Origin of the sequence: Clostridium weizhouense (genome assembly GCF_019431045.1) — a bacterium.
GTDB classification, from domain to species: domain Bacteria; phylum Bacillota; class Clostridia; order Clostridiales; family Clostridiaceae; genus Clostridium; species Clostridium weizhouense.
On record NZ_JAHXPT010000002.1, the window covers coordinates 224,539 to 250,294 of the forward strand.

Here is a 25,756-nt window from a genome sequence, read left to right on the forward strand (position 1 = left end):
AAAAATTATTAATAAAAACTAATTTAAAGATTTCATTACACTTTATTTATTATTTAAGTAGCATAATGAATAACTTATATAAAATATTTATTCTACATTTTAAATTACATAATATTTGTGTTTTCTGTAAAATTAAATAAAAAATTATAAATGTATTTCCTTAATTATAGAACATATATATTAAAATGTTTCTCTAACAACTTTATAAAAAGTATAATATAGTAAGTATTATGATATAATATTTACTATAATTATATTTAATGTAGGTGTTCTTATGAAAAAATTTTTAAAAATATTTTTACTAATTATATTACTTTTTATTTCTGTAACAAGTTTTATTTTTAGAAAAAAAATTATGTTAACATATAATATTGTTAACAACCTTATTTCTTTAAATGATAATATAAATTCATATAATACTTTTAATCTAAAGCCTGATGAATCTATGAGTTATAAAAATGTAGTTTATAAAAATACTAATAATGCAGAATTAACTTTAGATATTTATAACCCTCTAAAAAATATTTATAAAAAATCCCCTGTAATTGTATATGTACATGGTGGTAGTTGGGTCTATGGGGACAAGACTATCCCTGAAGCTCTTAGTCCTGTTTTAAATATTTTTAGAGAAAATGGCTTTACTATAATAAGTACCTCTTATGAACTTATGAAAAATAAAGAAAACTTTCAAAAACAAATTTGTGATGTAAAAGATACTATAAGATGGATATATAAAAATTCAGATTCTTATAATCTAGATACAGATGAAATTGGTTTAATTGGATTATCATCTGGAGCACATTTATCTCTTATGAGTGCTTACACTTCTAATGATCAGTTTCAAGATGATTCAGAACTTGCAAAATTTTCATCTAAAGTTAAATATATTATTGATTTTTTTGGACCGACAGATTTAAGCTTACTAAACACTTCAAATCTAAATTGGGATTTAAATAATATTTTTAATTCAGCTCGTTTAAAAAAGGAAGATATTATTAATGAATTTAATCCAATAAATTATGTTACATCCAATATACCAAAAACATTAATAATACATAGTAAATCTGATTCATTAGTACCCTATGAAAGTTCTTTAAAGCTCTATAACAAATGTATTGAAGCTAATGCTCATGCAAAATTATTTCCAATTGAAAATGCTGAACATAGCCTATCAGAAATTTCTTCAGATGATATAATAAATTTATCAAAAGAAATTTTAAAATTTATAGTAACAAATTCTCCTTTATAAGAAAATCAATAATATATTATATAATATCAATTTTTAACCCTTCACCCTTTATAAATAATGGTGTTGAATATCATTAATTTTTATAATATATAATTTTCTAAAGAATAAAAAAGTTGAGGTTATAACAATAATATTTTTGTTATAACCTCAACTTTTTTATTTAGACATATCCAAAGCAAATAATAATTCAAATACACAAATATATTATTTTTTAATATGTCATATGTACATTCTAATCCTTATATTTTCTAAAGATTATTTCTGTAAAAATACTAACATAAATAGCACCAGCTAACATTTCAAATGTTCATATTCTAAATATTATTTTTGAATTTCTTTGACATCTATTAGCTAATATAAAGTCTAAATAATTTAATTCCCCCTATTAAAGAAACTATATTTAATATAGTTTTTCTTTAATAAAGGACCTTATACATATATTAGTATTCATAAGATTTAACATTCTCAGATAATACAACATCTAATTTTTTATTTTTTATAACCTTTTTATATGAACATATAAATTCATTTAATTCGTTATCAGTTAAATCTATTTTTTTATAACTTATTAATCTCATATTTTGATTTTCTATCAATATTGTTAAATCATTTTTATCATTTTTAACATAATACTCTGACACTGTTTTAACTTGAAGTCTGCTTTTATATTTTTCTTGAAAACTCATAGTTTTTCTCATAGATTCATAGTCATTTGATTTTAAATTTATCCCTGACAATTTTAGTTGTTCCTCTAATATAGATGAATCAACACCATATCTTTCTAAAAACTTTTTTTGAATATTTAATATTTTATCTTGAGAAATATTATTTTCCTCCATATAACTCATTATGTTTTTAGAAAAATCCGCTATAGTTAATTTTCCAGCTGCCAACTCATAATACATTGAATAGATATAATCCTCAAATTTATCAACATCTTTCTCATTGGCTTTATTTTTTAGTTCATTAAAATCTATAATTTTATCATCCATAACGTAAAGCCTCCTTTTTATAATTATATATTATAACTTATAATATATTAATAAATCTATTTATTAGTGCAAAAATTCAGATTTATATTTAATATATATGTTCTAATTGAGTTAATATATTTATAAAAAACTGACTATAGTATAAAATACTACAGTCAGCTTTTATTATAATGCTATTTAATTTATAGTTTAAGTTATTATATTTTTTAAATTATCTACATACAGTTCTTTTACATTTGGTAATTCTGTTAAAGCTTTATCTAAACAGTTAACTTTAAATCCTTCTCTTTCAAGTCTGCTCTTCCATGATTCCTCATGATTACCAAAAATATCACGTTTTACATGCACTCCTGATACTGCAAGAAAAGGCATTAACGTTATTTCTTTAACTTCTCTTATTCTAAGTTTATCAATAATTTCTTCTATGTAAGGCTCTCCTTCTAATGTACCTAATATTACATTATCAAAACCCAACTTTTCTAATTCACTTTGGAATATTTTATAAATTATATTAGATTTATTATCTATTCCGTGACCAACTAAAAGTAAATTATTTTCTCTTGGTAATTCATTCTTAATACTTTCAAATATATTACTATAAACTATACTTTCAGCTTCGTCTTCTAATTGTAATATTGGTTTCCCTAATATAAGTTCTTCAAATTCATACTGATATTCACTTACAAACTCTTTTATTCTATCATATTCACCACCTGCAATTACATTTAGTGGAACTATAACAACTCTTTTACATCCAACTTCTTTAGATTTTCTTAGAGCTTCTTTAAAGTCTAAAATCTCTATTCCAAAATCTTTTTTTAGTTTTCTTAATATTATCTTAGATGTAAATGCTTTAAATACAATATATTCTTTTCCATACCTCTTTCTTATTTCATCTTCTATAGGTTGTATACATCTTCTTATTGCATCAACATCTGCAGTTCCAAACCCAACTAAAATAATAGCTTTGTTTTTTTTCATTTTAACACATCCCATTTTCTTTACATGCAAACTTTTTAAATGCACTTAAAAAGTTATCAATATGTTCTTCTGTATGTTTTACACTTAAGAACATAGCTTCAAATTGTGATGGCGCTACATTAAATCCTTCCTTTAACATATGCTTAAAATATCTTTTAAACATTTCAACATTACAAGTTTTAACATCTTCATAAGTCTTAACTTCTTTCAAATCTGTAAAGAATATTGTTAGCATTCCACCAACTCTATTAACAACTAAACTTAAATTATATTCTTTTGATATTTTTAATAAGCCATTTTCAAGCTTACTTCCTATATTTTCAATATGATTATAATATTCTAAATTATTGTTTAGTTTATTTAATGTTGCAAGTCCTGCTGCTACAACAATAGGGTTTCCTGACATTGTTCCTGCTTGATAAACACCACCTGTTGGAGATAGATTTTCCATTATTTCTTTTTTACCACCATATGCTCCACATGGAAGTCCTCCACCCATTATTTTTGCATAAGTAACTAAATCTGGCTTAACATTAAATAAAGTCTGTGCTCCTTTAAAAGCTACTCTAAATCCTGTCATAACCTCATCAAAAATAAGTAAGGATCCATATTGATTACATAATTGTCTTAGTTCTTCCATAAATGAATCTTCAGCTTTTATTACTCCCATATTCCCTGCAACCGGTTCTATAATAACGCCTGCTATTTCACTACCATATTTTTCAAAAAGTTGTCTTATTTGATTTTTATCATTATATATTCCTATTAATGTATTCTCTACACTTTCTTGAGGTACTCCAAGAGATCCTGGTATTCCTTCTGTAAGTACACCAGAACCTGCTTCTATTAAAAAGCCATCAAAATGTCCATGATAGCATCCTGCAAATTTGACTATTTTACTTCTTCCTGTATAACCTCTAGCCAGTTTAACAGCACTCATAGTAGCTTCTGTTCCTGAATTAACCAATCTTATCATATCAATATTATCTAAATTAGTGCACATAAATCTAGACAAATCTAATTCTAATTTAGTTGGTGCACCAAAAGCTAATGCTTTTTCACTAGTTTTTTGTATTGCATTTACAACATCTTCGTCACAATGACCAAGAAGTAGAGGACCCCAAGCTAATACAAAGTCAATATATTCTTTTCCTTCTTCATCTTTAATTCTTACTCCTTTTCCACTTTCTATAACTGGTGGATTCATATTCATATCTTTAAAAGATCTTACAGGACTATTTACACCTCCTGGCATATATTTTTTTGATTCTTCAAATATCTCAAGATTATTCATCTTTATTTTCCCCTCTCAAACTAACTTTACTGATTTCTTTGCTATATTTTAAATAAATGTTGATATTATAATACAATATCAACATTTATTTACACATAGCCTCTTTATTACCTTTTTAATATTTTTGCAGCTTCTAATGCATGATAAGTTATAATAATATCTGCACCTGCTCTTTTGATTGAAGTTAACATTTCCATCATAACTCTTTCTTCATCTATTAAACCTAGCTTGCCTGCTGTTTTAATCATTGCATATTCACCACTAACGCTATAGGCTGCTATTGGCATATCAAAATGTTCTCTTCCATCTCTTATTATATCTAAGTAAGAAAGTGCTGGTTTAACCATTATTATATCTGCACCTTCTTCAATATCCATTTCCATTTCTCTTAATGCTTCTCTTCTATTTGCTGGATCCATTTGATATGTTTTTCTATCTCCAAATTGTGGTGCAGAGTTTGCTGCGTCTCTAAATGGTCCATAAAATGCTGAACAATATTTAGCTGAATAACTCATTATACTAATATTTTCATATCCATTATCATCCAATAAATTTCTTATAAATCGAATTCTTCCATCCATCATATCTGATGGAGCTACCATATCTGCACCTGCTTTTGCATGTGAAAGTGCTATTTTTCCTAAATATTTAAGTGTCTCATCATTATCCACATCATTATCATGGATTATTCCACAATGACCGTGACAAGTGTATTCACACATACAAACATCTGTTATTACAAATAAGTCTTTATTTATTTCTTTTATTTTTCTAATTGCTTTTTGTACTATTCCATTATCACTAAAGCCTTCTGAACCAATCTCATCTTTTTTATTTGGTATACCAAAAAGAAGAACTCCTCCTATATTAGCTTCTTCAACTTCTTTTATAACTTCTTCTAATCTATCAATAGAAAAATGATAGTTTCCAGGTAAAGAGCTTATTTCATTTTTAATATTTTCTCCTTCTATTACAAAAATAGGGTAAATAAAATTTTTTGAGTTTAATGTTGTTTCCCTTACCATATCTCTAATAGCTGAATTTGCTCTAAGTCTTCTTCCTCTTTTTATCATTAATTACACTTCCTTAAATTTAAATCTATTTTCAATTGCTAATTTTATTTTGTTATATTTTAAAACAGTATTGATATTCCCTTAAAATATAGCTTTTAAATTAGGCTGTATTTTAAAACAGTGTTAATATTGTAGTATAATAGCGAACTGGCATTGGAATTTGCTTTTTAGAACTCTTAAGTAAGAGTCAAAATTTTATATTTTTCTACTCGAACTTACTCAGCGAATGTATATGAGTCGAATTTCCTTTTAGTGTTACAATTAATTGCTTGTCACAATCCTTGATTGGGAACATGCATTAATTGGACTAATCTTTATTTTAGAGTTCTTAGGTGAGAATCCAAATTTTATATTTGGTTCTTCGAACTTACTCCACGAATGTACATGAGTAGAGTTTCATATTTCAATTCTGTCCATGAGCGTTATACTGTAATATCAACATTCACTTAAAACATATCCTTAAATTAAAATATGTTTTAGAAATCCATCCTCTGAATGTTCATTGCAAACTTCTGATAAAATATTATTTTTTTCTAAAGCTTCATAAGTTTTAGGCCCTATTGCTATAACTCTTTTTTCTTTAATTTTATCTAATCCAACCATTTTAATCATATTATTAACAGTAGTAGGACTAGTAAAAAAGACAATATCAACTTCATCAAATACTCTTTTATTTTTTACCTCTCCACAAACAGTTTCATATATATTAACTTTGTCTACATTCACTCCTTGTTTAATAAGTTCTTCTTCTATATATTTTCTACTCTTTGATGAACATGGTAATAATACATTATCATTTTTCTGTAAATTAGGTTTTAAAACTTCAACTAATCCTTCTGCAATAAATTCATCTGCCTTTATATCTGGAATTATTCCTCTTTCTTTAACTGCTTTTTCAGTAGCATTTCCTATTACTGAAATTTTTGCTTTTAAACTTCTTATATCATATTCCTTTTTCATTAAATAATCAAAAAATACATCTACTGAATTTACAGAAGTAAATACTATGTGATTATATGTTTTAAGTTTATCCATATAATTTTCTAAACTATTTTTAATTGGTTGAATTTCTATAGAATGTATTTCTGTTACCTCTGCACCTAATTCTACTAATCTATTTTTTAATGGCTCTGACTGTCTTTTTGATCTAGTTATACATATATTTTTTCCAAACAGCGGTTTATCCTCATACCACTTCAAATCTTCATTTAATTTAACTACATTTCCAACAACTATTATACAAGGGGATTTCAATTTAGCCTTTTTAACTTTTTCTTCAATATCAGCTAATATACCTGTTACTTTCTTTTGTTTTGATGATGTCCCTTTCATAACAACTGCACATGGTGTATTAATATCTTTTCCATTAGACACTAGATTTCTTACTATGTTCCCTAAATTTTCAAGTCCCATCATAAACACTAATGTTCCTTCTTCTATTGCAAGTGCTTTAAAATTAGCATTCATTTTTCCAGCAGACATTCCTGTAATAACATGAAAACTTTGAGCTATTCCTCTATGTGTTATTGGAATACCAGCATAATTTAATACAGCTATAGGGGATGTAACACCTGGTATAACTTCAAAAGAAATATTTTCTTTTACTAAAGCTAATACTTCTTCTCCTCCTCTACCAAATACATAGGGGTCTCCTCCCTTTATTCTGCCTACAACATGTCCTTCCTTTGCAAGTTTTACTATCATTTGATTTATTTCTTCTTGTGTCTTATAATGAGCTCCTGGCTCTTTTCCACAATAATATATTTTACAATCTTTATCTAAATAATTTAATATATTATTTGAAACTAATCTATCATACAATACTGCTGTACATTTTTTTAAATATTTTACTGCTTTTAGTGTTAATAATTCTTCATCTCCAGGACCTGTTCCCATAATATATACTTGACTCATACTTCTATAATTCTCCCTTTAATATTTTATTAGCTAATCTTTTTCCTAAATCAATATTATTATTTTTTTCACCTAAAATATCTTTTTTAATTACTTTACTTCCAACTTGATAAGTCCCAATCATATAAAGATCATTTCCTCTTATTTCTGAATATGCTCCTATAAGACTATGACATCCTCCATTTAATTCCTTCATAAAACTTCTTTCAGCTTCTACTGTTAATCTTGATATTTTGTCATCTAATGCTTTAAAATATTTTTTTGCATTACTCATTTTTAGAGTTTCAATTCCAAGTGCACCTTGTGCTATAGCAGGTAAAAACTCTGTTGGATCAAAATATTCAGTTATTAACTTTTCCTGATTTAGTCTTTTTAGTCCTGCTGCTGCTAAAATAATACCATCTAAATTTTGTGTTTCCATCTTTTCTAATCTAGTTTGAACATTTCCTCTTATCGGAACTATTTCTAAATCATTTCTAAGAATCTTAAGTTGAGCTGCTCTTCTTATACTACTAGTCCCTATTTTAGCGCCCTTAGGTAATTCTTTAAAACTTATATTATCTTTTGATATAAGTGCATCTCTTACATCTTCTCTTTCTGGTATAGATACTATTTCAAATTCATCATTTAAAGCAAATGGTACATCTTTCATACTATGCACTGCACAATGTGCTCTTTCTTCTAGAAGTGCAATCTCTATTTCTTTAACAAAAAGTCCTTTTCCTCCTATTTTATCTAAAGAAACATCTAACCTTCTGTCTCCTTCGGTTACTACCAATAATTTTTCACTATCTATATCAAAATTATCTCTTAATCTTTTCATTATTATTTCTGTCTGTACCTGCGCTAATTTACTCTTTCTTGTTGCTATTATTAAATTGTTCATATTTTCATTAGTCCTCCATAACGAAAGTTATTATTTAATTATCCAAGTAAATATTCAACTATTTCTTTAGAAAAATACATATTCAATATTAAATTACTTTTTCCTTTATCATAAAAATATTTAAAATCTTCTGTTCCAATAAAATTTATTATTTCTTTTTTGTGATTTTTTAAAATTTTAGCTTTATTTCTAATGTCAGTAGTAAAACCTATAAATTCATCATATTCTTTTAACACCTCATTAACCTTATTAGAAAGCAACACTGCCCCTTTAGGATTACCTCCTATTGTATTTATTCCAAATGATATATTTTCTAAGTCTTTTTGAACAGGTACCACACCCATTCCTTCTTTAAAATTAGATGAATTTATATATATCTTAAAATTCTCTTCACAATATTTTTTTACCTTTTGAATTGTATTTATATCATCAATAGCAATTAAAATAATATGTTTATCTTTTATAAATTCACAATTAAATTCTTCTTTTATAAGTTTTAATTTACTTTTTGAATTCTTAGTAAGCTTTATAATTTCTTCATTAAATTCTTTTGATATAACTTCAACATAACATCCTAAATTTATAAAATGCCTAATCTTTATAAGACTAGCTTTCCCTCCTCCTATTACTCCTATTCTAATTTTACTAGAAAGTAACGATATAAAAGAATAATTTACTTTCCTGTCATAAATATCTTCTCTATTATTCTTAAACACTCTTCGCCACTTCCTTTTAAAAATTCTTGCTTCATTACTTCGATTGCTCTATTTATATAATAATCCGAAGTACTTTTAATTAATTGATTTGCTAAATTAATATCTTTTTCACTTTTAGATTTATTTTTAAAAGTGAAAATTCTTTTTTTATATACTACTTCACTATTATCTTTAACTTTCTTAATTACTGGAGATATACATCTAAGTTTTCTCCAATCATAATATTCATTTAAATATTTATCCAAAATAAATTTATTAGAGTCCATTTTATCAAAACGCATTTTTTTATTTCCATCATTAATTAAACTAATATTATCAATATTATATACTTCAGTTCTTTCTATATTTTTCACTTTTTCTTCAACATCTCTTGGAACTGCTAAATCATAAATTAAAATTTTATTTCCTTGCAGATTAATATCCTCTTTTTTCACAATTATATGTGGAGCTGAAGTACATGAAATTATACAATCAACTTCATTTATATAATTATTTTTCTCATCAAAATTAATTACATTAACTATATTATCATTATTGAATTCTTCTTTTATTTTGAGATTTCTAACCACCAAATATATACTCTCTATTTTGTGAGCTAATAAATATTTCATAATTAATCTTCCTACATCTCCATAACCTATTAGCATAAATTTTTTACAATCCCTATTAATTGCTTCATTTACCGCAATAGATGATGATGAAACTGGTATTTCATATAGTCTTGATTCACTTTTAAATCTTTTACCACATGTTAAAGCATATTGAAAAAGTCTCTGTAATTCCAATTTAACAGCCTTTTCATGTAAAGAAAGTAAATATGCATTTCTTACCTGACCTAAAATTTGATCTTCACCTAAAATTTTTGAATGAAAACCACAAGTCACTTCAAATAAATGCTTACATGCTTTTCTATCTTCAGAAATAAACACATATTCACTATAATCATAATTCCAATTAAATATTTCAAAAATCTTTTTTAATAGTTCTTCTTTTTCAAAAGAAGCATTAAAATAAATTTCTGTTCTATTACATGTTGCTAATATTACCACTTCATCTAGATATTTTAAAGATTCTTCTATATACGCTTTACATTTATTAGATTGTATTGTTAATTTTTCTCTTATATCTATTGGCGTATTCTTTTTTATTCCTATTAATCCTATCATTTATTGTTTCCACCTTATAAGTTTAATTATTTATCAAATTATCTCAACTTTAGACAAAAGTTATTAAAAAAAATTTAGATAGACTACATATTCTATCATAATTATATATTAATATCATACTAAAATACAAAATTATATAATTAAATACTAAATTTTTTTATATTTCATATCTTAAAAGTAATTATAAAATTTATATGATTATAATTTATTTTCTCAATTTGTTCTTCTTGTAAATAATATTTTGCTATATAATAATTATTATCTGCCGAAAAACATTATAAATTAAATTATAAATTTATTCTAGTATTTAAGATACATAAAATAATTTAATTTAATATCTGTGCATTAATTACGTTGATATATCTATAATTCAGATATTAATTTATGTAAAAATTAATATCTGAATTACTACTATCTATATTACAATGATATATGTACCACATTTTCTCTCTGTAATAATTAAGAATAATCAAAAAAATAACAAATTCATCTGTAAATTATGTTGTTTTATTTATTTAAAACATTATTTATAAATTCATCTTTACCAACCCTATCTAGAACTTTTGATATTCGTTCTCCTGACTTTCCAATTTCTTTGTAATATTCCATTATCTTATCAATCATTGGTATCAATTCTTCCTCTTTGAATATTTTCCCTAAAGAATCACCAATTCTTATTCCTCTTCCAAATCTTCCTCCTATAAATATTTCTCCACCTTTTTCTTTAGCTAACACAGCTTTAGTTTTACATGCTCTTACACATCCACCACAATTTACACATAAATCTTTATTATAAACTACCTTCTTCTCTATTATTTCTAGTGCTTTTTGTCTACATGCACTAACACACAATCCACATCCAACACAATTATCTAAAATAAACTCAGGAATTGTTCTTCCTATAATACCTATATCATTTATATTTGCCTTTGCACAATTATTTGCACACCCTACAACTGCTATTTTGCATTTATGTGGTGTATTGGTTCCAAAATATTTATCTTCTAATTGTCTACATATTTCTTGAGTATCAATATTTCCATGAAGGCATACTGTACCTTTACATGAAACTAGAGGTCTAACTTTTTGACCTGTTCCACCATGCCTTAATCCCAATTTTTTTGCTTCTTCTATTACTAATTCAACATCATTATCTTTAATCCATGGAACTTCAATTTGAAGTCTTGTTGTCATTCCACAATATCCTCTACCATATTTTTCAGCAATACTATTTATATTATTTAATTCTTCTACTGTGAAATTTCCTGCTCTTCCTAAAAATCTTACTTCAAAATGTTCCTTATCATTTTGAAGTAAAAATCCTAAACCTTTTAACTCCTTTTGTCTTTTTGCATTAACTGCCATAACTTGTCCTCCCTAAAAATAAATATATTTACTAATTTTATACTAGTTTTAACATATAAATAATAAGTTCAAATCTTTAACTTATATGTTAAAACTTCTGTTTCCTATTTTAATAAAACCATTAATTATAATCCAATACTTTTTAATGTATATTTATAATAAGTATATGGTTATATGTGTATTTTTGTATTTATTGGATATAATGTATTTATATATAATTTTTATTAAACTAAAATGAAGTTTAATAAATACCTCTTCACTTAAATTAAAAATATATAATAACTATATTTATAAAATCTAAAAAACATATATTAGGAGATTTTAAAATGAGAATACCAAAACATATAGGAATAATTCCTGATGGAAATAGAAGATGGGCATTAGCTAACCAACTAACTAAAGACAAAGGATACTCTTTTGGAATATCACCTGGATTTAATGTTTTTAAACTATGCCAAAAAGAAGGAATTGAAGAAGTAACTTTTTATGGTTTTACAGTAGATAATACCAAGCGTCCTAATGAACAAAAATTGGCATTTACAAAAGCATGCATTGAATCAGTTATGCTACTTACAAAAGAAAATTGTGAAATATTAGTACTTGGAAATACTGATTCAAATCTATTTCCTAAAGAACTATTACCTTTTACTAAAAGAACAAAATTTGGTCAGGGCGGCATAAAGGTAAACTTCTTAATAAACTATGGTTGGGAATGGGATCTTAATATTTTAAAAACACAAGATTCATCAAAAAAACATGTTATACCTTATATACATTCTCAAGATATATCTAGAATAGATTTAATTATTAGATGGGGGGGACGGAGACGATTAAGTGGTTTCTTACCTGCTCAATCTGTATATTCTGATTTTTATATTTTAGATGAATATTGGCCTGATTTTAATGAGAAAGATTTCTATGATGCTTTAGCTTGGTATGATAATCAAGATATTACTCTTGGTGGTTAAAATATTATAATTGAAATCACAAAAAATAGAAGTAAATTATGCTAATATATAATATAATTTACTTCTACCTTTAAGCACATTTCACTCTTTATATTTAAATACAATTAATTTTAAATATATAAATTTGATTAAATTTATATAAATGATTTTAAAAATATTATAATAATTAAAACTGGAGCTATGTACTTAATTATAAATATTAAAATTCCTATTACTTTTTTATTGTTTAAGGTTTCATTATTACTTAATTGATTACAAACACATTTTTTATTTACAAAATATCCAATAAGAAGAATTATTAATAATCCATTTATAGGTAAAAATATGTTTGAAACAAGAAAATCACATAAATTAAAAAATGACATTCCAAATATCAATTTATTTCCAAGACTTCCTTCACTGCTAGCTGATAATGCAGCAAATGAACCTAAAATAGAAATAATTAATATATTAATTATTATTGCTTTTTTTCTTTCTATTTTTAATTCTTCTGTAAAAAAAACAATTACAACTTCTAATAAAGATATCATCGCCATGGTTGCAGCCATTGCAGTAAGCATAAAAAACATAATACATAATATTTTTCCACCTGGCATCTGTGAAAAAATTAATGGTACAGTATTGAATAATAATCCTGGCCCACTACTTGGCTCCATTCCAAATGAAAATACTGCTGGGAATATAGCAAGACCTGCCAAGAGTGATACAACAGTATCTGCTATAGCAACTTTACTTGCAGTATTGATTAATCTATTATCATCAGTATAGTAACTACTATATGTAATCATTGATCCAGTACCTACAGACAATTTAAAAAATGCTAATCCTAGAGCTGAAATTATAACACTTATATCAACTTTTAAAAAATCAGGATTTATTAAAAATTTTATTCCTTCTAAAGCTCCTGGTAATGTTATACTTCTAAATGCACAGATTATAAGAAGAATAACTAATACAGGCATTAAAGTTTTAGTTAATTTTTCAATTCCACCTTTTACACCTAATACTAATATAATTCCACCTGTTAAAAGTGCAATAAACTGCCATAAAATAGGTAAAATTATATTTGTGCTAGTATTATAAAAAATACTATTTGCAGTTTCTAATGTTATTCCATTAAAGGTTCCGGTTAATGATTTAAAGACATATGAATAAACCCATCCAACAACTACCGTATAAAAAAACATTAAAAAATATGTAGCTAATAATGCTATAATTCCTATACTTTTAAATCCTTTTTTATCTGTAATTCGAGATATCGCTCCATATACATTTTTCCTTGTTGTCCTACCTATTATAAATTCACTAATAAGCACCGGCAAACCAACCAAAGTTACACAAAGCAAATAGATAATAATAAATGCTGCTCCGCCATTTTTTCCAGTAATATAAGGAAACATCCATATATTACCTAATCCCACTGCTGAACTAAGTGTTGCTAAAAAAACTGTTAAACTTGATGAAAATTTTTCTCTTTTATGTTCCACATAAATCCACTACTTTCTTTTGTCAAATAACTTTCTAATATAATTTAAATATTATTTTTAATATAATATTTAAATTATTTTCCTCTAAGTATATTTATTTAACTAAATCATATAACTTATACATAACTTTAATAAATTTTCAGTAAAAAAATTAAGAACTATTTTAAAATACAAGTTTAATACGTATTTTAAAATAATTCTTATCAATTTTATTCTTATATATATTTCTAACTAGATAGTATTAATTAGAACATATCTATTTAAGTAGCATTTAATTAAACAATATTAAGAAATTTCATTAAGATTATAAGGAGTATTTTGATAAACGCAATAATTTAACCAATTTCCAAAAATTATATTAGCACTTCCTCTCCAGGTAAACTTAGGAATACTATTTATATCATTATCTACAAAATAATTTTTAGGAATATCTATTTCCATACCTTTTTCTTTATCTCTTATAAATTCTTCTTTTAATGTATTTCTATCATATTCAAGATGTCCCATAAAAAAAATTTTTCTTCTATCTTTAGTTGCAACAATAAATACCCCAGCTTCTTTTGATTCAGATAAAATTTCAAGATCATCAAATTTTTCAATATCTTCTTTTTTAACTTCTGTATGCCTAGAATGTGGAGCATAAAACTCATCATCAAGACCTCTTGTCAAATCAGCATTTTCATAATTCACCCAATGAGAAAATACACCAAATATTTTTTTGTTTAATTCATATTTAGGTATTTTATAGTGATAGTATAATGCTGCTTGTGATCCCCAACATATATGTAATGTAGAAAATACATTTGTATTACTCCATTCCATTATTTCAGTTAATTCTCTCCAATATGCAATATCTTCAAATTCCATTCTTTCTACAGGCGCCCCAGTAATTATTAACCCATCAAACTTTTCTTCTTTTATTTCATCAAAATAACTATAAAACTTGTCCAAATGTTCTATTGGCGTATTATGAGAAACATAAGTCTTGGTTTGGATAAGCTTTATCTCAACCTGTAATGGAGTATTTGATAAATGTCTTAGTAATTGATTTTCTGCTAATATTTTTTTAGGCATTAAATTAAGTATTGCTATCTTTAAAGGTCTAATATCTTGTGTATTTGCTCTTTTATCATTCATCACAAAAATATTTTCCCCTGATAATACTTTAAATGCTGGTAATTCTATTGGAATTTTTATCGGCATTCCGATTTCCCCCTTTATTACTTATTGCTTAAATTTAACATATTTTGATTAATATGCATTGTTTATACCTATTATATCAAAAAGTCGAGGCTTATCAAAATTTCCTAATATAAAAGTTCTAATAAAGTTTGTTCATTAATATATCTCTTATATTTCTTATATCTCTTATTAATTATTCATTAAAATTTTTTATTATTTTTTTTAACTTTATTATAAATTATTTTATAAAGTTAGAATTTTAATATAAAATTTACTTTGTTTATTAAAAATTAAAAACTCATTGAAATTTATGTATTTTATATAGAATTATTTAATTAATTATTTATGATATACTTATAATTATACAAACAAAAAGGGGGAATTAATTTTGATATTGCATCAAGATCTTATTATTGGTTTTATAGGAACTTATACTAAAAACAATACTATGGGGATTTATAAGTTTAGCTTCAACTCAAAAATAGGAAAAATAGAAAAGATCAATTTAGCTTATGAAATTGATAGTCCAAATTATTTAGCTATTGATAAAGAAAGAAACATACTATATTCTGCTTGTAAATTAAATAATAAATCTGGAGTAGCTTCATTTAAATTTTTTGGTGAAAAAGATTCTATTGATCTTATTAATTACAATGTTGTAGAAGGAGAAGCTCCCTGCCATTTAAGCATACGTAAGGATAAACAGCTTTTAATTTCTTCAAATTATTATGAAAATAAAATGAATGTTTATAATACTTTAGATGGTATAATTTTAACTTCTTATGCAAGTGCTGAACATAAAGGTTCAAGTATTGATCCAATAAAACAAACAAAACCGCATATAAACTGTTCTATTTTTACACATGATGAAGAGTTTATATTATCAGTTGATTCAGGAATTGACAAATTAATGTTATATACATTTAATGATAATAAGTTAGTTGAAAGAGATGATCTTAGTTACCATTTTCCTAAAGGTACTGGACCTAAACATATAACTTATTCAAAATCTAAACCGTTCTATTATGTGTTAAGTGAACTAACTTCTGAAATTTTTATTTTTAAATATAATAAAAAAAGTAAAACTCCATTTGAAAATATTCAAACAGTAAGCTCTTTAGCGCCAAACTATACTGGTAAAAAATCTGGTGCTGCTATACATGTGCATAAAAATAATAAGTTTTTATATACTTCTGATATAGAAACTAATTCTATTAGCTTGTTTTATATAAATGAAAATAACGGGAAATTAGACTACATAAATGCATTTTCTTGCAATGGTAATTCTCCTTGTGATTTTCAAATAGATCCTGCCGGAAAATATATAATATGTGGAAATAAAGATTCTGATAATATAAGTATTTTTTCTATTAATCAATCAACAGGCTCATTAAAGTTTTTAGGTTCAGAACATCTTCCTGGACCTACATGTATAAAATTTATTGATTAAAATGAAGTAGAAAACTCTACTCATGTACATTCGTGGGCTAAGCTCAAAGAACTAAATATAAAATTGTGGATTCTCACTTAAAATATAATAAAAAAATTCGACTATAAATTTAGTCGAATTTTTTTATTAATGATATAAAAGCGTATTCTTTATAATACAAATTTTTCTATAGCATATGCTACTCCATCTTCATCATTACTTTTTGTTATAAATTCTGCTACTTCTTTAACTTCTGGGAATCCATTATCCATAGCAACACCTAAACCTGCATACTTAACCATAGATAAATCATTGCCTGCATCACCCATAGCAATTACTTCTTCTCTTTTTATTCCAAGACTTTCTGCTAATTTTTTTAGTCCTTCACCTTTATCAACTTCTTTATTCATAAATTCTAAGAAGTATGGAGTACTTCTTAATACTGTATATTTTTCATAAACCTCTTTAGGTAATTTTTTTATGGTTTCTTCTAAAACTTCTTCTGGATCTATCATCATTACCTTTACTATGTTTTCATCATCATCAATTGAATCAAAATCTGCTATAGTTATATTAATTTTATTTATATCTGCTTCAACTTCTGTATATTTACTAATTTTAGGAGTTATTAATCCTCTTTCTTCAGAAAAAGCATGTATATTTACACCTGTTTCTTTAGCTATATTATTTAGGTATTTTAAGTCTGATCCATTTAAGACAGTGCTAGACATTATCTCTCCAGTTTTTGCATTTTGAGATACAGCACCATTAAAGCTAAGAACATAATCTTCTTCTTTTAATAAATTAAGTTCTTCCAAATAATGCCTTAAACCTTCAGAAGGTCTTCCTGAAGCTAAAACAACTTTAACACCTTTTTCTTCTGCTTTTTTTATTGCTTTTTTATTTCTTTCAGAAATCTTTTTATCACTTGTTAATAATGTTCCATCCATATCTAATGCTATTAGTTTATACATACTCTTCCTCCAATTGTTTAAAATTAATTTAGTATATAAAATACTAAATTACTACTACATCACATTGTATCATAATAAAAGATTTTATCATACTTAATGCATAAATTATCTATTTTTCCAAAATAAACTTTTCTATTGCATATGCTACTCCATCTTCATCATTTGTCTTAGTTATAAAATCAGCTACTTCCTTTACTTCAGTAAATGCATTTCCCATAGCTATACCTAACCCTGCATATTTAATCATAGATAAATCATTAGCTGCATCTCCAAAAGTAATTATTTCATCTCTATTTATTCCCAACATTTGAGAAAGTTTTTTTATGCCCTCACCTTTACTAACATTTTTATGCATAATTTCTAAATAGAAAGGAGTACTTCTGCACATACTATATCTTTTATAAATTTCTTTAGGCATCTTTCTTAATGCTTCTTCTAATATTGGTTCTGGATCTATCATCATTAATTTAATAATATCTTCCTCATCATCTATAGTATTAAAATCCACTACATTATAAGTAATTTCATCCATTTCAGCCTCATGATCTGTATACTTATTAATTTTAGGCGTTATTAGTCCTCGTGTTGGTGAAAACGCTAAAATATTTATTCCTAAATTATCCGCTATATTAGTTATATACTTTAAATCATATCCTTTTAAAATAGATTTAAATATTATTTCTTTTGTTTTTACATTTTGAGCCATTGAACCATTAAAACTAATTACATAATCTGTTTCTTTCAACAACTCAAGTTCTTTTAAATATCTTATTAACCCCTCAATTGGTCTTCCAGAAGTTAAAACCACCTTAACCCCTTTTTCTTCTGCTTTTTTTATTGCCTCTTTATTTCTTTCAGAAATTTTTTTGTCTGTTGTTAATAATGTTCCATCCATGTCGATAGCTATTAACTTATACATAATTACCTCTCCCCCAAAAGATCATATTATATAACTTAATAAAATAAGTAAATCACCTTCATTTTACAGTAATATTTTATATTAGGCAAATAATGGGAGAGTATGCTTTAATAACATGAGTTGTAATATCTAATACATTTAACTCACATTTTGTAACTAATATATATTTTTTTCATAATATAAAAATATATATTAGAATTTGTTGAGGTATTGTTATGCTTGAATCAATATTGTTAGTTTCATCTTTATGTATAGATTCCTTTGTTGCAAGCATTGCTTATGGTACATCCAAAATTAAAATCCCACCAGTATCTGCTTTAATAATAAATTTAGTATCTACATGTACACTTGGGATTTCTTTATTCATTGGATCTATAGTAAAAAAATTTCTACCTGGTAATTTGCCTATGATAATAGGATTTATTCTTTTAATGTGTCTAGGTGTATATAGATTATTTGAATGTATATTTAAATCATATATCTCTAAACGTTCAAAAATAGACACACCTTTAACTTTTAAATTATTCGATTTTAAATTTGTATTAGATGTTTATGCTGATGAAACAAAGGCCGATTTTGATAATTCTAAAATATTAAATCCTAAAGAAGCATTTTATTTAGCATTAGCTTTATCACTAGATAGTTTGGCTGTAGGATTTGGTTCCAGCTTAACTAGTATTAACTATCTACAAGTTATTATTTTATGTTTTATTATAGGATTTTTAGCTGTATCTATCGGAGTTTTTGTTGGCAAAAAAGTAGCTGATAATATAAATATTGAACTTTCTTGGCTATCTGGTGCATTACTTATAATATTAGCTATTATTAAATTTTTATAAAATTATAAGGCTATGCTTTAAAACATAGCCTTATAATTTTATATTTAAATATCTAAAATTTCTTTTATCTTATTAATATCTATATTTTCCTCAAATATCTTTGATAGCTTTTCATATTGTTCATTCTTATATTCAGCTATTTCTTTAACATTATTATCTTCTGAAACTTCGATATTATTATTTTTTTTCAATGCATTTATAAATGCATTAGTAAATTCCTCTGAATCAAATATCCCATGCAAATAGGTTCCTACTACATTTCCAAATTTATTACATACCCCAATAGTATTTCCTTCTAAATCTTTTATAAATGATTTTACATTTTTTCCAACTTTGCTTATACCATTGTGTATCTCATATCCACTGACATTTTTACTTTCTAAATTATTAATATTCTCCAGATTACACACTACCTTAGCTTCTACTTGTTTTGTGATCTTTCTTTCATTAAATCTTGTTCTTATATCTAATAAACCAAAACCTTCTTCCTGTAGAACTTTACCTTCTACTCCTGCCTTATCTAAGAGTAATTTTCCAAGCATTTGGTATCCACCACATATTCCTACTACCAATGTCCCGTTTTGATGTAAATTAATTATTTCATCAAACAAACCATTATCTTTTAATATTTTTAAATCTTCAATAGTATTTTTAGTTCCTGGAATAATTACTAAATTAGGCGTTTTTAAATCTTTTGCACATTCTACATATCTAACATTTACATCTTTTATTCTATCCAAAACAGTAAAATCAGTAAAATTTGACATATGAGAAAGCCTAATTATAGCTATATCTAATTTCTCTTTTTTCTCTATATTTTTAATCTTATCAGTAACACTATCCTCATCATCAATATCTAAAATCTCATAAGGCATTACACCTAGTACAGGTATTTTAATTATATCTTCTAATTGTTTTATTGCAGGTTTAAAGAATTCTTTATTTCCTCTAAATTTATTTATTATAACACCCTTAACTCTTCTTCTTTCTTTTTCTGATAATAATTGTAATGTTCCAACAATAGATGCAAAAACTCCACCTCTATCAATATCTGCTACTAAAATTACTGGTGCATCTACACTCTCTGCCATATTCATATTGGTTATCTCAGTTTCCTTTAAGTTTATTTCTGCACAACTACCTGCACCTTCTAACACAATTAAATCATAATCACTGCTTAATTTATCATATGCAGATTTGGCTCTGGCTCTTAATTCTTTATTTAATTCCTTATACTTATAAGGTTCAATATTAGCATAAACTTTTCCTTCAACTATAACTTGAGTATATTCTCCACTTGGTTTTAATAATATAGGGTTCATCAAAGCACTAGGCTCTATTTTACATGCTTCAGCTTGTACTACTTGAGCTCTCCCCATTTCCAATCCGTCTTTTGTAACATATGAATTTAAAGAAATATTTAAAGCTTTAAAAGGAGCTACCTTTAATCCTTGATTTTTTAAAAATCTACATAAAGCAGTTGCCAAAGTACTCTTACCAACTGAAGATGCTGTACCTAAAAACATTATATTTTTCTTCTTCATACTACCCTCCAAAACCGTATTTTACCATAAGACATATGAACAAAAATAACGAGTCCAAAATGCCCTGATTATTTTTTCATTAGACAAGGACATAGATTAGTCTCATAGCAAACCTATTAGCCAAATCTGCTGATGCAGTATAATGAAAAATAAGCTTAACAAATGGACTTGTTATTTTTTGATTATGCCTAATATTTAATAATTAAGTATTTTTATTTACTTAATTGTTAAATATCCGTAGTCACCTGAAGTTTCTTTTTTTATAATTTCAAAATCAACTTTTTCTTTAAATATAGGTCCATCAAAAACAAATGTATGATATTCTCCATTCTCACCACTTGGATCACATCCCATTTCTTTTATGTTATTAACAATTTCTTTTGTTAATATAAGACCTAAAAATTCTTTATTTAATAAATTTAAATTTACTTTTTTTATTACAGTTCTAAATCCTATCTCTAAAAATTCATTAGTTAACTTTTCCCTATCTTCTTGCCATAATGGAAATTCACCTATAATTTCAGCTTCATTACAACGCTCTAAACACCAAGATTTATGATTTTCTATATCTATATCACCAAAAACACATAAATCAATTCCTAATTTTTTAGCATTTTTTAAAGCCTTCGAAAATTCTATTGAATAATCATCTCCATTAGGACAATTAACTTCTAACAAAGGTATGTCTAAAACCTCTGCAGTTTTTTGAAATAATTCTTTAGGTATCCCATGAAACCAAGAATTATTATTTTTATCAAATGTAACTAAGAGTGCAGCTGGTTTGTATCCCTTTTGAATCATTCTATACAAAGATAACATACTATCTTTACCACCACTATACGAAATTACAAATTTTAAATTTTTCATACACACACCCTCTAAACTAAATTACTATAACTAATACATTAATTTACTAAAAATTATATTCTTTTTACATATTTTAGCATATATTCAGAATATTTTTTATACTTTTAATTAATTTAATATTTTCTTCTTCTAATTTTACAGCTACTCTATAGTAAGATTCATCTAATCCCTCATAATTACTACAACTTCTTATTAAAATTTTATCTTCTAAAAGTTTTGATTTTAAATCAATTTTAGAATTAATTTTAAAAAATATAAAATTTACACTAGGATTATATACTGTTAAATTATTTAATTCTTTTAAACCATTATATAGTAAAGACTTCTGATATTCCATATAATCTATTGTTTTTCTTATATACTTTTTATCTTTAAGTGATGCTCTCGTTGCTAAATCTGCTAATATATTTATATTCCACGCCGGAGTTATCTTGTTTATCTCATTTTTAAATTTATTATTAGCTGTTATTGCATATCCTATTCTCATGCCTGGTAATGCAAAAAATTTAGTAAGTGATTTTATTATTATTAAATTAGAATATTCTTTTATAAATGAGTTCATTGACATATCTTCTTTTATAAAATCTAAAAATGATTCATCTATCAATACACTAGTACCAGTTTTTTTAGATTTCTTTAGAATATCTATTAATAATTTTTTATCACTTATTACACCTGTTGGATTATTAGGATTACAAATAAAAATCAAATCTAATTCATTATCAATATAATCTAAAATATCGTCTTTTATATGAAAATTATTTTCTTCGATTGTTTTATAAAATTTTGCTTCTGCATTAATAGCTTCAACAGCTTCTTTATATTCAGAAAATGTCGGAATAGGAATTAATACTCTTTTAGGATTTAATGCTCTTACTGCATTGAATAATACTTCTGCTGCTCCATTTCCCAAAATCAAATCATTAATATCAACATTTTCATATTCTGATATTTCATTTTTTAGCTCAAAATAAGTTATATCAGGATATTTCTCTATCTCTTTTAAGTTATCTACTATTGCTTGTTTAGCTTTATCTGACATTCCTAATGGATTTATATTAGATGAAAAATCTATTATATCATAATATTCTATTCCTCTTTTTCTTGCTATTTCTTTTACATTTCCTCCATGTCCTAAGTTAGCCACAGACATATCCTCCAATACTATTTAAAATTATAGCTAATATGTAACCTAAAACCGTGCTACAGTATAATACTTTTGAAGTTTTATTTACATCCTCTATACTAATTTTATTAATCATATCACCTATAGTAGGTTTTTCTACCAACTTTCCAAAATAATAATTAGCCCCTCCTAGTTCTATGCCTAATGCACCTGCCATTGCCGCCTCAGGATGTGCACTATTAGGACTAGAATGATTATATCTATCTCTTTTATATATCCTAAAACTATTTTTATAATTATATCCTAAAATCATAGATGAAATAATTATAAAAATACCTGTTATTCTTGCAGGAATATAATTAAATACATCATCTAATTTAGCTGGAAAATATCCAAAATCTTTATATTTATCATTTTTGTAACCAAACATTGAATCTAATGTATTAACACTCTTATAAACCATAGCTAACGGTGCTCCACCAATTCCTGCAAAAAATAATGGTGCTATAACCCCATCTGACATATTTTCTGCAATTGTTTCTATTACCGCTTTTATAATAGCAACTTTATCTAAATCATTAGTGTCTCGTCCTACTATAAATGACAATTGCTTTCTTGCACCTAAAATATCATCATTAATAATAAACTTAATAACTTTATACCCTTCTACCACTAATCCCTTGGATGAAATACAAAAATATATTAATATTCCACTTAAAACCACTCCAAAATAGCTATTAATTCTAGTAGCTAAACTTATAATAAAAAAATTAAACTCAAAAGTTAAAAATACAGTAATTACCCATGTAATTAAACCCGCCATCTTTAATGAATTGCTTAATAATTTTCTCATTAAAATCTCTAACTTACTTGCTATGCTTCCAATTATTCTAACAGGATGAACTGGATTTTCAGGATCACCTATTAATAAATCCAAAATAAATCCAATAGTTATTTCTATCATTCGTAAACCACCTTTTATTTGTTTCAACTAAAAAATCTTAGTAACATTTAGTATTTTTATAGGAAATTCAGTTGATATAACTACTTTATATCCTTCTCCTACATTTGGTTGCCACTCTATAAAACTTTTTTTATTATCATATAAAATTTCTAACAACATACCTATAGTTCCACCATGTATAACAGCTACAGCACTATCTATATTATTAATTTTTAAGGATTCTATTAGTTTATTAAAACCTATTTGTATCCTACTTTTAAATTCTTGTCTACTTTCTCCATTTGGACAACTTACACTTCCAGTCTCATCTATAACCCACTCATTATATTTAGGATGGTCTTTTAAATCCTCATGTGATTTTAATTCAAATTCACCAAAATCATATTCACAAAGTTCTGATAAAATATCATATTCCTTGTCTGGATATAAAATCTCTAGAGTTTGATTAGCTCTTTTTAATCCACTTGTAAAATATTTTTCACACATTGGATATTTATTTTTTTCCTTCTTTAAAATTAGTTCATTTATTCCCTCATCACTTAATGGAACATCTGATTTACCATAATATAATCTTTCCTTATTGCAATATGTTTTTCCATGTCTAATCAAGTATATATCAATTTCTTTCATCTTTTAATACCTCTTCTATTCCAAAAAATATTCTAGATACCTTTTTAGCTTCTTTTGATAAAAACTGTAGAACTTTTCCACACTCTTCTCTCCAAATTCTATCTTCTTGAGTTAATGGAACTATACCAGAACCTATCTCATCGCAAATAATTGTTTTATCCTTCAAATAACTTAAATTTTCTTTTATGATTTCTAATGCATCTATTTTCTTTAAAACACATTCTCTAATAAAAACATGAAGTCCAACTATACATTTATATGAGAAATCTAAATTACTATCATTACAAAAAAATAAATCTTCTTCTTGTAAGTTATACTTTGATTTTACAAAATCAATCTTTCCATTATACGCTCCACCGAAAACTAAAATCATATGACCTTCCTCTCTTCATATATATAATACATATTTTAATTAAAGTTAATATTGATTCTAAAATATTCCTGCTACTAATAATCCAGCTATTTCTCCCATTACTAATGAAAATCCTGCTACATCTCCAGATATGCCACCTAATTCTTTAATACATTTGTTTACACAAAAAGTTATAATAAGGCATATAGTCGGAACAATTATTATTCCAATAGATTTTAAGAACATACAAGAAATAAAATACGTTAAAACTAGTGCTGTTAGTAAAATAGTTTTATCCTTAATCCCTGTACCTTTTTTAAAATAACTTCCTAAGAGACTTTCTTTAATTGTAATTTTACTAATTAAAAAATATCCTGCAATACATCTACTTACTATAGGAATTAAAATTAAAATATATGGATTATTCCTTTTTTCTAAAAATGAATACATACTTCCAAATTGCACAAAAAATAATATTATAAGTGCTATTACTGCAAAGGCTCCTGTCGCTGAATCTTTTAATATTCTAAGTTTTTCTTTTCTCTCTCTTCTTGATAAAATAGCATCACAAACATCCATGAAGCCATCTAAATGTAACATACCCGTTACAATAAACGGAACCACCATAAGTAAGACACTTTTTAAAATCAATGATATGTTAAAAAAATTTAATATATAAAAAATTCCTACCCATACAGCACCTACAATACCTCCAATCAATGGATAAAATTTCATCATATTTTTAGCACCATCATCATCCCACTCCACATATGGCATTGGAATTATAGTAAACATACTTAAACACATAATAAGTCCCTTTATAAGTTTTTTCATACTTA

At 25.5% G+C, this 25,756-nt stretch carries 24 protein-coding genes; 4 read left to right on the forward strand and 20 right to left on the reverse strand.

Annotation, left to right across the window (positions count from 1 at the left end; genetic code table 11):
- Window positions 1-274: 274 nt before the first annotated feature.
- The gene (locus KYD98_RS03725) at window positions 275-1,249 is read left to right on the forward strand and encodes an alpha/beta hydrolase (RefSeq protein ID WP_219778240.1); all 975 of its coding nucleotides are present in this window, start codon (window positions 275-277) and stop codon (window positions 1,247-1,249) included.
- A gap of 440 nt (window positions 1,250-1,689) precedes the next feature.
- Here KYD98_RS03725 and KYD98_RS03730 read toward each other — a convergent pair whose 3' ends face one another.
- The 9 genes from KYD98_RS03730 to KYD98_RS03770 form a co-directional block, all read right to left on the reverse strand.
- Complete coding sequence (locus KYD98_RS03730) at window positions 1,690-2,241, reverse strand: DUF3867 domain-containing protein (RefSeq protein WP_219778241.1); 552 nt, start codon at window positions 2,239-2,241, stop codon at window positions 1,690-1,692.
- A 189-nt stretch (window positions 2,242-2,430) separates the two neighbouring features.
- Complete coding sequence (locus KYD98_RS03735) at window positions 2,431-3,222, reverse strand: sirohydrochlorin cobaltochelatase (RefSeq protein ID WP_219778242.1); 792 nt, start codon at window positions 3,220-3,222, stop codon at window positions 2,431-2,433.
- Window position 3,223: 1 nt separating this feature from the next.
- Window positions 3,224-4,516: a glutamate-1-semialdehyde 2,1-aminomutase gene (hemL, locus tag KYD98_RS03740; RefSeq protein ID WP_219778243.1), complete on the reverse strand. Its 1,293-nt coding sequence runs from the start codon at window positions 4,514-4,516 to the stop codon at window positions 3,224-3,226.
- Window positions 4,517-4,623: 107 nt separating this feature from the next.
- Complete coding sequence (hemB, locus tag KYD98_RS03745) at window positions 4,624-5,589, reverse strand: porphobilinogen synthase (protein ID WP_219778244.1); 966 nt, start codon at window positions 5,587-5,589, stop codon at window positions 4,624-4,626.
- A 459-nt stretch (window positions 5,590-6,048) separates the two neighbouring features.
- A complete protein-coding gene (gene cobA, locus KYD98_RS03750) occupies window positions 6,049-7,503 on the reverse strand; it encodes a uroporphyrinogen-III C-methyltransferase (protein ID WP_219778245.1) in 1,455 nt (484 codons plus the stop codon).
- A gap of 4 nt (window positions 7,504-7,507) precedes the next feature.
- Window positions 7,508-8,389 (reverse strand): hydroxymethylbilane synthase, encoded by an 882-nt coding sequence (gene hemC / locus KYD98_RS03755; RefSeq protein ID WP_219778246.1) that lies wholly within the window; start codon window positions 8,387-8,389, stop codon window positions 7,508-7,510.
- Between the two features lie 38 nt (window positions 8,390-8,427).
- A complete protein-coding gene (locus KYD98_RS03760; RefSeq protein ID WP_219778247.1) occupies window positions 8,428-9,105 on the reverse strand; it encodes an NAD(P)-dependent oxidoreductase in 678 nt (225 codons plus the stop codon).
- Entirely contained in the window at window positions 9,063-10,271 is a 1,209-nt protein-coding gene (gene hemA / locus KYD98_RS03765) for a glutamyl-tRNA reductase (RefSeq protein ID WP_219778248.1), read from the reverse strand. Before hemA ends, KYD98_RS03760 begins: the two co-directional genes overlap by 43 nt.
- A 507-nt stretch (window positions 10,272-10,778) precedes the next feature.
- On the reverse strand, window positions 10,779-11,636 hold the full coding sequence (locus tag KYD98_RS03770; protein WP_219778249.1) for a ferredoxin-like domain-containing protein: 858 nt from the start codon (window positions 11,634-11,636) through the stop codon (window positions 10,779-10,781).
- A gap of 326 nt (window positions 11,637-11,962) precedes the next feature.
- Here KYD98_RS03770 and KYD98_RS03775 point away from each other — a divergent pair, with 326 nt between their 5' ends.
- Window positions 11,963-12,604 carry an undecaprenyl diphosphate synthase family protein gene (locus KYD98_RS03775; protein ID WP_219778250.1) on the forward strand — a complete coding sequence of 214 codons (642 nt, stop codon included), beginning with the start codon at window positions 11,963-11,965 and terminating at the stop codon, window positions 12,602-12,604.
- A 134-nt stretch (window positions 12,605-12,738) separates the two neighbouring features.
- Here KYD98_RS03775 and KYD98_RS03780 read toward each other — a convergent pair whose 3' ends face one another.
- Window positions 12,739-14,091: a sodium-dependent transporter gene (locus KYD98_RS03780; RefSeq protein ID WP_219778251.1), complete on the reverse strand. Its 1,353-nt coding sequence runs from the start codon at window positions 14,089-14,091 to the stop codon at window positions 12,739-12,741.
- Between the two features lie 285 nt (window positions 14,092-14,376).
- Window positions 14,377-15,294 carry a homoserine O-acetyltransferase MetA gene (metA, locus tag KYD98_RS03785; protein WP_219778252.1) on the reverse strand — a complete coding sequence of 306 codons (918 nt, stop codon included), beginning with the start codon at window positions 15,292-15,294 and terminating at the stop codon, window positions 14,377-14,379.
- A gap of 367 nt (window positions 15,295-15,661) precedes the next feature.
- Here metA and KYD98_RS03790 point away from each other — a divergent pair, with 367 nt between their 5' ends.
- Window positions 15,662-16,723: a lactonase family protein gene (locus KYD98_RS03790; protein WP_219778253.1), complete on the forward strand. Its 1,062-nt coding sequence runs from the start codon at window positions 15,662-15,664 to the stop codon at window positions 16,721-16,723.
- A 149-nt stretch (window positions 16,724-16,872) separates the two neighbouring features.
- On the opposite strand, the gene yidA (KYD98_RS03795) is transcribed toward KYD98_RS03790, so the two are convergent.
- Complete coding sequence (gene yidA / locus KYD98_RS03795) at window positions 16,873-17,676, reverse strand: sugar-phosphatase (protein WP_219778254.1); 804 nt, start codon at window positions 17,674-17,676, stop codon at window positions 16,873-16,875.
- Window positions 17,677-17,785: 109 nt separating this feature from the next.
- Window positions 17,786-18,595 (reverse strand): sugar-phosphatase, encoded by an 810-nt coding sequence (gene yidA / locus KYD98_RS03800; protein ID WP_219778255.1) that lies wholly within the window; start codon window positions 18,593-18,595, stop codon window positions 17,786-17,788.
- 215 nt (window positions 18,596-18,810) lie between these two features.
- On the opposite strand from yidA (KYD98_RS03800), the gene ytaF reads away from it, so the two are divergent.
- The gene (gene ytaF, locus KYD98_RS03805; protein ID WP_219778256.1) at window positions 18,811-19,434 is read left to right on the forward strand and encodes a sporulation membrane protein YtaF; all 624 of its coding nucleotides are present in this window, start codon (window positions 18,811-18,813) and stop codon (window positions 19,432-19,434) included.
- Window positions 19,435-19,478: 44 nt separating this feature from the next.
- Here ytaF and KYD98_RS03810 read toward each other — a convergent pair whose 3' ends face one another.
- From KYD98_RS03810 to KYD98_RS03840, 7 genes are all read right to left on the reverse strand, one after another.
- Window positions 19,479-20,978 carry a cobyric acid synthase gene (locus KYD98_RS03810; protein ID WP_219778257.1) on the reverse strand — a complete coding sequence of 500 codons (1,500 nt, stop codon included), beginning with the start codon at window positions 20,976-20,978 and terminating at the stop codon, window positions 19,479-19,481.
- A 216-nt stretch (window positions 20,979-21,194) separates the two neighbouring features.
- The gene (locus tag KYD98_RS03815; protein WP_219778258.1) at window positions 21,195-21,845 is read right to left on the reverse strand and encodes a Dph6-related ATP pyrophosphatase; all 651 of its coding nucleotides are present in this window, start codon (window positions 21,843-21,845) and stop codon (window positions 21,195-21,197) included.
- A 73-nt stretch (window positions 21,846-21,918) separates the two neighbouring features.
- Complete coding sequence (gene cobD / locus KYD98_RS03820) at window positions 21,919-22,992, reverse strand: threonine-phosphate decarboxylase CobD (RefSeq protein WP_219778259.1); 1,074 nt, start codon at window positions 22,990-22,992, stop codon at window positions 21,919-21,921.
- Window positions 22,985-23,935, reverse strand: coding sequence for an adenosylcobinamide-phosphate synthase CbiB (cbiB, locus tag KYD98_RS03825; RefSeq protein ID WP_219778260.1), 951 nt, complete (start codon window positions 23,933-23,935; stop codon window positions 22,985-22,987). The genes cobD and cbiB overlap by 8 nt, the downstream gene beginning before the upstream one ends.
- Before the next feature lie 27 nt (window positions 23,936-23,962).
- Window positions 23,963-24,565 carry a histidine phosphatase family protein gene (locus KYD98_RS03830; protein ID WP_219778261.1) on the reverse strand — a complete coding sequence of 201 codons (603 nt, stop codon included), beginning with the start codon at window positions 24,563-24,565 and terminating at the stop codon, window positions 23,963-23,965.
- Window positions 24,552-24,938 (reverse strand): bifunctional adenosylcobinamide kinase/adenosylcobinamide-phosphate guanylyltransferase, encoded by a 387-nt coding sequence (locus tag KYD98_RS03835; RefSeq protein ID WP_219778262.1) that lies wholly within the window; start codon window positions 24,936-24,938, stop codon window positions 24,552-24,554. The genes KYD98_RS03830 and KYD98_RS03835 overlap by 14 nt, the downstream gene beginning before the upstream one ends.
- Window positions 24,939-24,995: 57 nt before the next feature.
- Window positions 24,996-25,751 (reverse strand): adenosylcobinamide-GDP ribazoletransferase, encoded by a 756-nt coding sequence (locus KYD98_RS03840; protein WP_219778263.1) that lies wholly within the window; start codon window positions 25,749-25,751, stop codon window positions 24,996-24,998.
- Between the last annotated feature and the right edge of the window lie 5 nt (window positions 25,752-25,756).

Excerpts from the sequence above, each read along its gene's own strand:
- KYD98_RS03725 (WP_219778240.1), top strand. The coding sequence starts at position 275 with ATGAAAAAATTTTTAAAAATATTTTTACTAATTATATTACTTTTTATT.
- KYD98_RS03730 (WP_219778241.1), bottom strand. The coding sequence starts at position 2,241 with ATGGATGATAAAATTATAGATTTTAATGAACTAAAAAATAAAGCCAAT.
- KYD98_RS03735 (WP_219778242.1), bottom strand. The coding sequence starts at position 3,222 with ATGAAAAAAAACAAAGCTATTATTTTAGTTGGGTTTGGAACTGCAGAT.
- hemL (WP_219778243.1), bottom strand. The coding sequence starts at position 4,516 with ATGAATAATCTTGAGATATTTGAAGAATCAAAAAAATATATGCCAGGA.
- hemB (WP_219778244.1), bottom strand. The coding sequence starts at position 5,589 with ATGATAAAAAGAGGAAGAAGACTTAGAGCAAATTCAGCTATTAGAGAT.
- cobA (WP_219778245.1), bottom strand. The coding sequence starts at position 7,503 with ATGAGTCAAGTATATATTATGGGAACAGGTCCTGGAGATGAAGAATTA.
- hemC (WP_219778246.1), bottom strand. The coding sequence starts at position 8,389 with ATGAACAATTTAATAATAGCAACAAGAAAGAGTAAATTAGCGCAGGTA.
- hemA (WP_219778248.1), bottom strand. The coding sequence starts at position 10,271 with ATGATAGGATTAATAGGAATAAAAAAGAATACGCCAATAGATATAAGA.
- KYD98_RS03770 (WP_219778249.1), bottom strand. The coding sequence starts at position 11,636 with ATGGCAGTTAATGCAAAAAGACAAAAGGAGTTAAAAGGTTTAGGATTT.
- KYD98_RS03775 (WP_219778250.1), top strand. The coding sequence starts at position 11,963 with ATGAGAATACCAAAACATATAGGAATAATTCCTGATGGAAATAGAAGA.
- metA (WP_219778252.1), bottom strand. The coding sequence starts at position 15,294 with ATGCCGATAAAAATTCCAATAGAATTACCAGCATTTAAAGTATTATCA.
- yidA (WP_219778254.1), bottom strand. The coding sequence starts at position 17,676 with ATGTATAAACTAATAGCATTAGATATGGATGGAACATTATTAACAAGT.
- yidA (WP_219778255.1), bottom strand. The coding sequence starts at position 18,595 with ATGTATAAGTTAATAGCTATCGACATGGATGGAACATTATTAACAACA.
- ytaF (WP_219778256.1), top strand. The coding sequence starts at position 18,811 with ATGCTTGAATCAATATTGTTAGTTTCATCTTTATGTATAGATTCCTTT.
- KYD98_RS03810 (WP_219778257.1), bottom strand. The coding sequence starts at position 20,978 with ATGAAGAAGAAAAATATAATGTTTTTAGGTACAGCATCTTCAGTTGGT.
- KYD98_RS03815 (WP_219778258.1), bottom strand. The coding sequence starts at position 21,845 with ATGAAAAATTTAAAATTTGTAATTTCGTATAGTGGTGGTAAAGATAGT.
- cbiB (WP_219778260.1), bottom strand. The coding sequence starts at position 23,935 with ATGATAGAAATAACTATTGGATTTATTTTGGATTTATTAATAGGTGAT.
- KYD98_RS03830 (WP_219778261.1), bottom strand. The coding sequence starts at position 24,565 with ATGAAAGAAATTGATATATACTTGATTAGACATGGAAAAACATATTGC.
- KYD98_RS03835 (WP_219778262.1), bottom strand. The coding sequence starts at position 24,938 with ATGATTTTAGTTTTCGGTGGAGCGTATAATGGAAAGATTGATTTTGTA.
- KYD98_RS03840 (WP_219778263.1), bottom strand. The coding sequence starts at position 25,751 with ATGAAAAAACTTATAAAGGGACTTATTATGTGTTTAAGTATGTTTACT.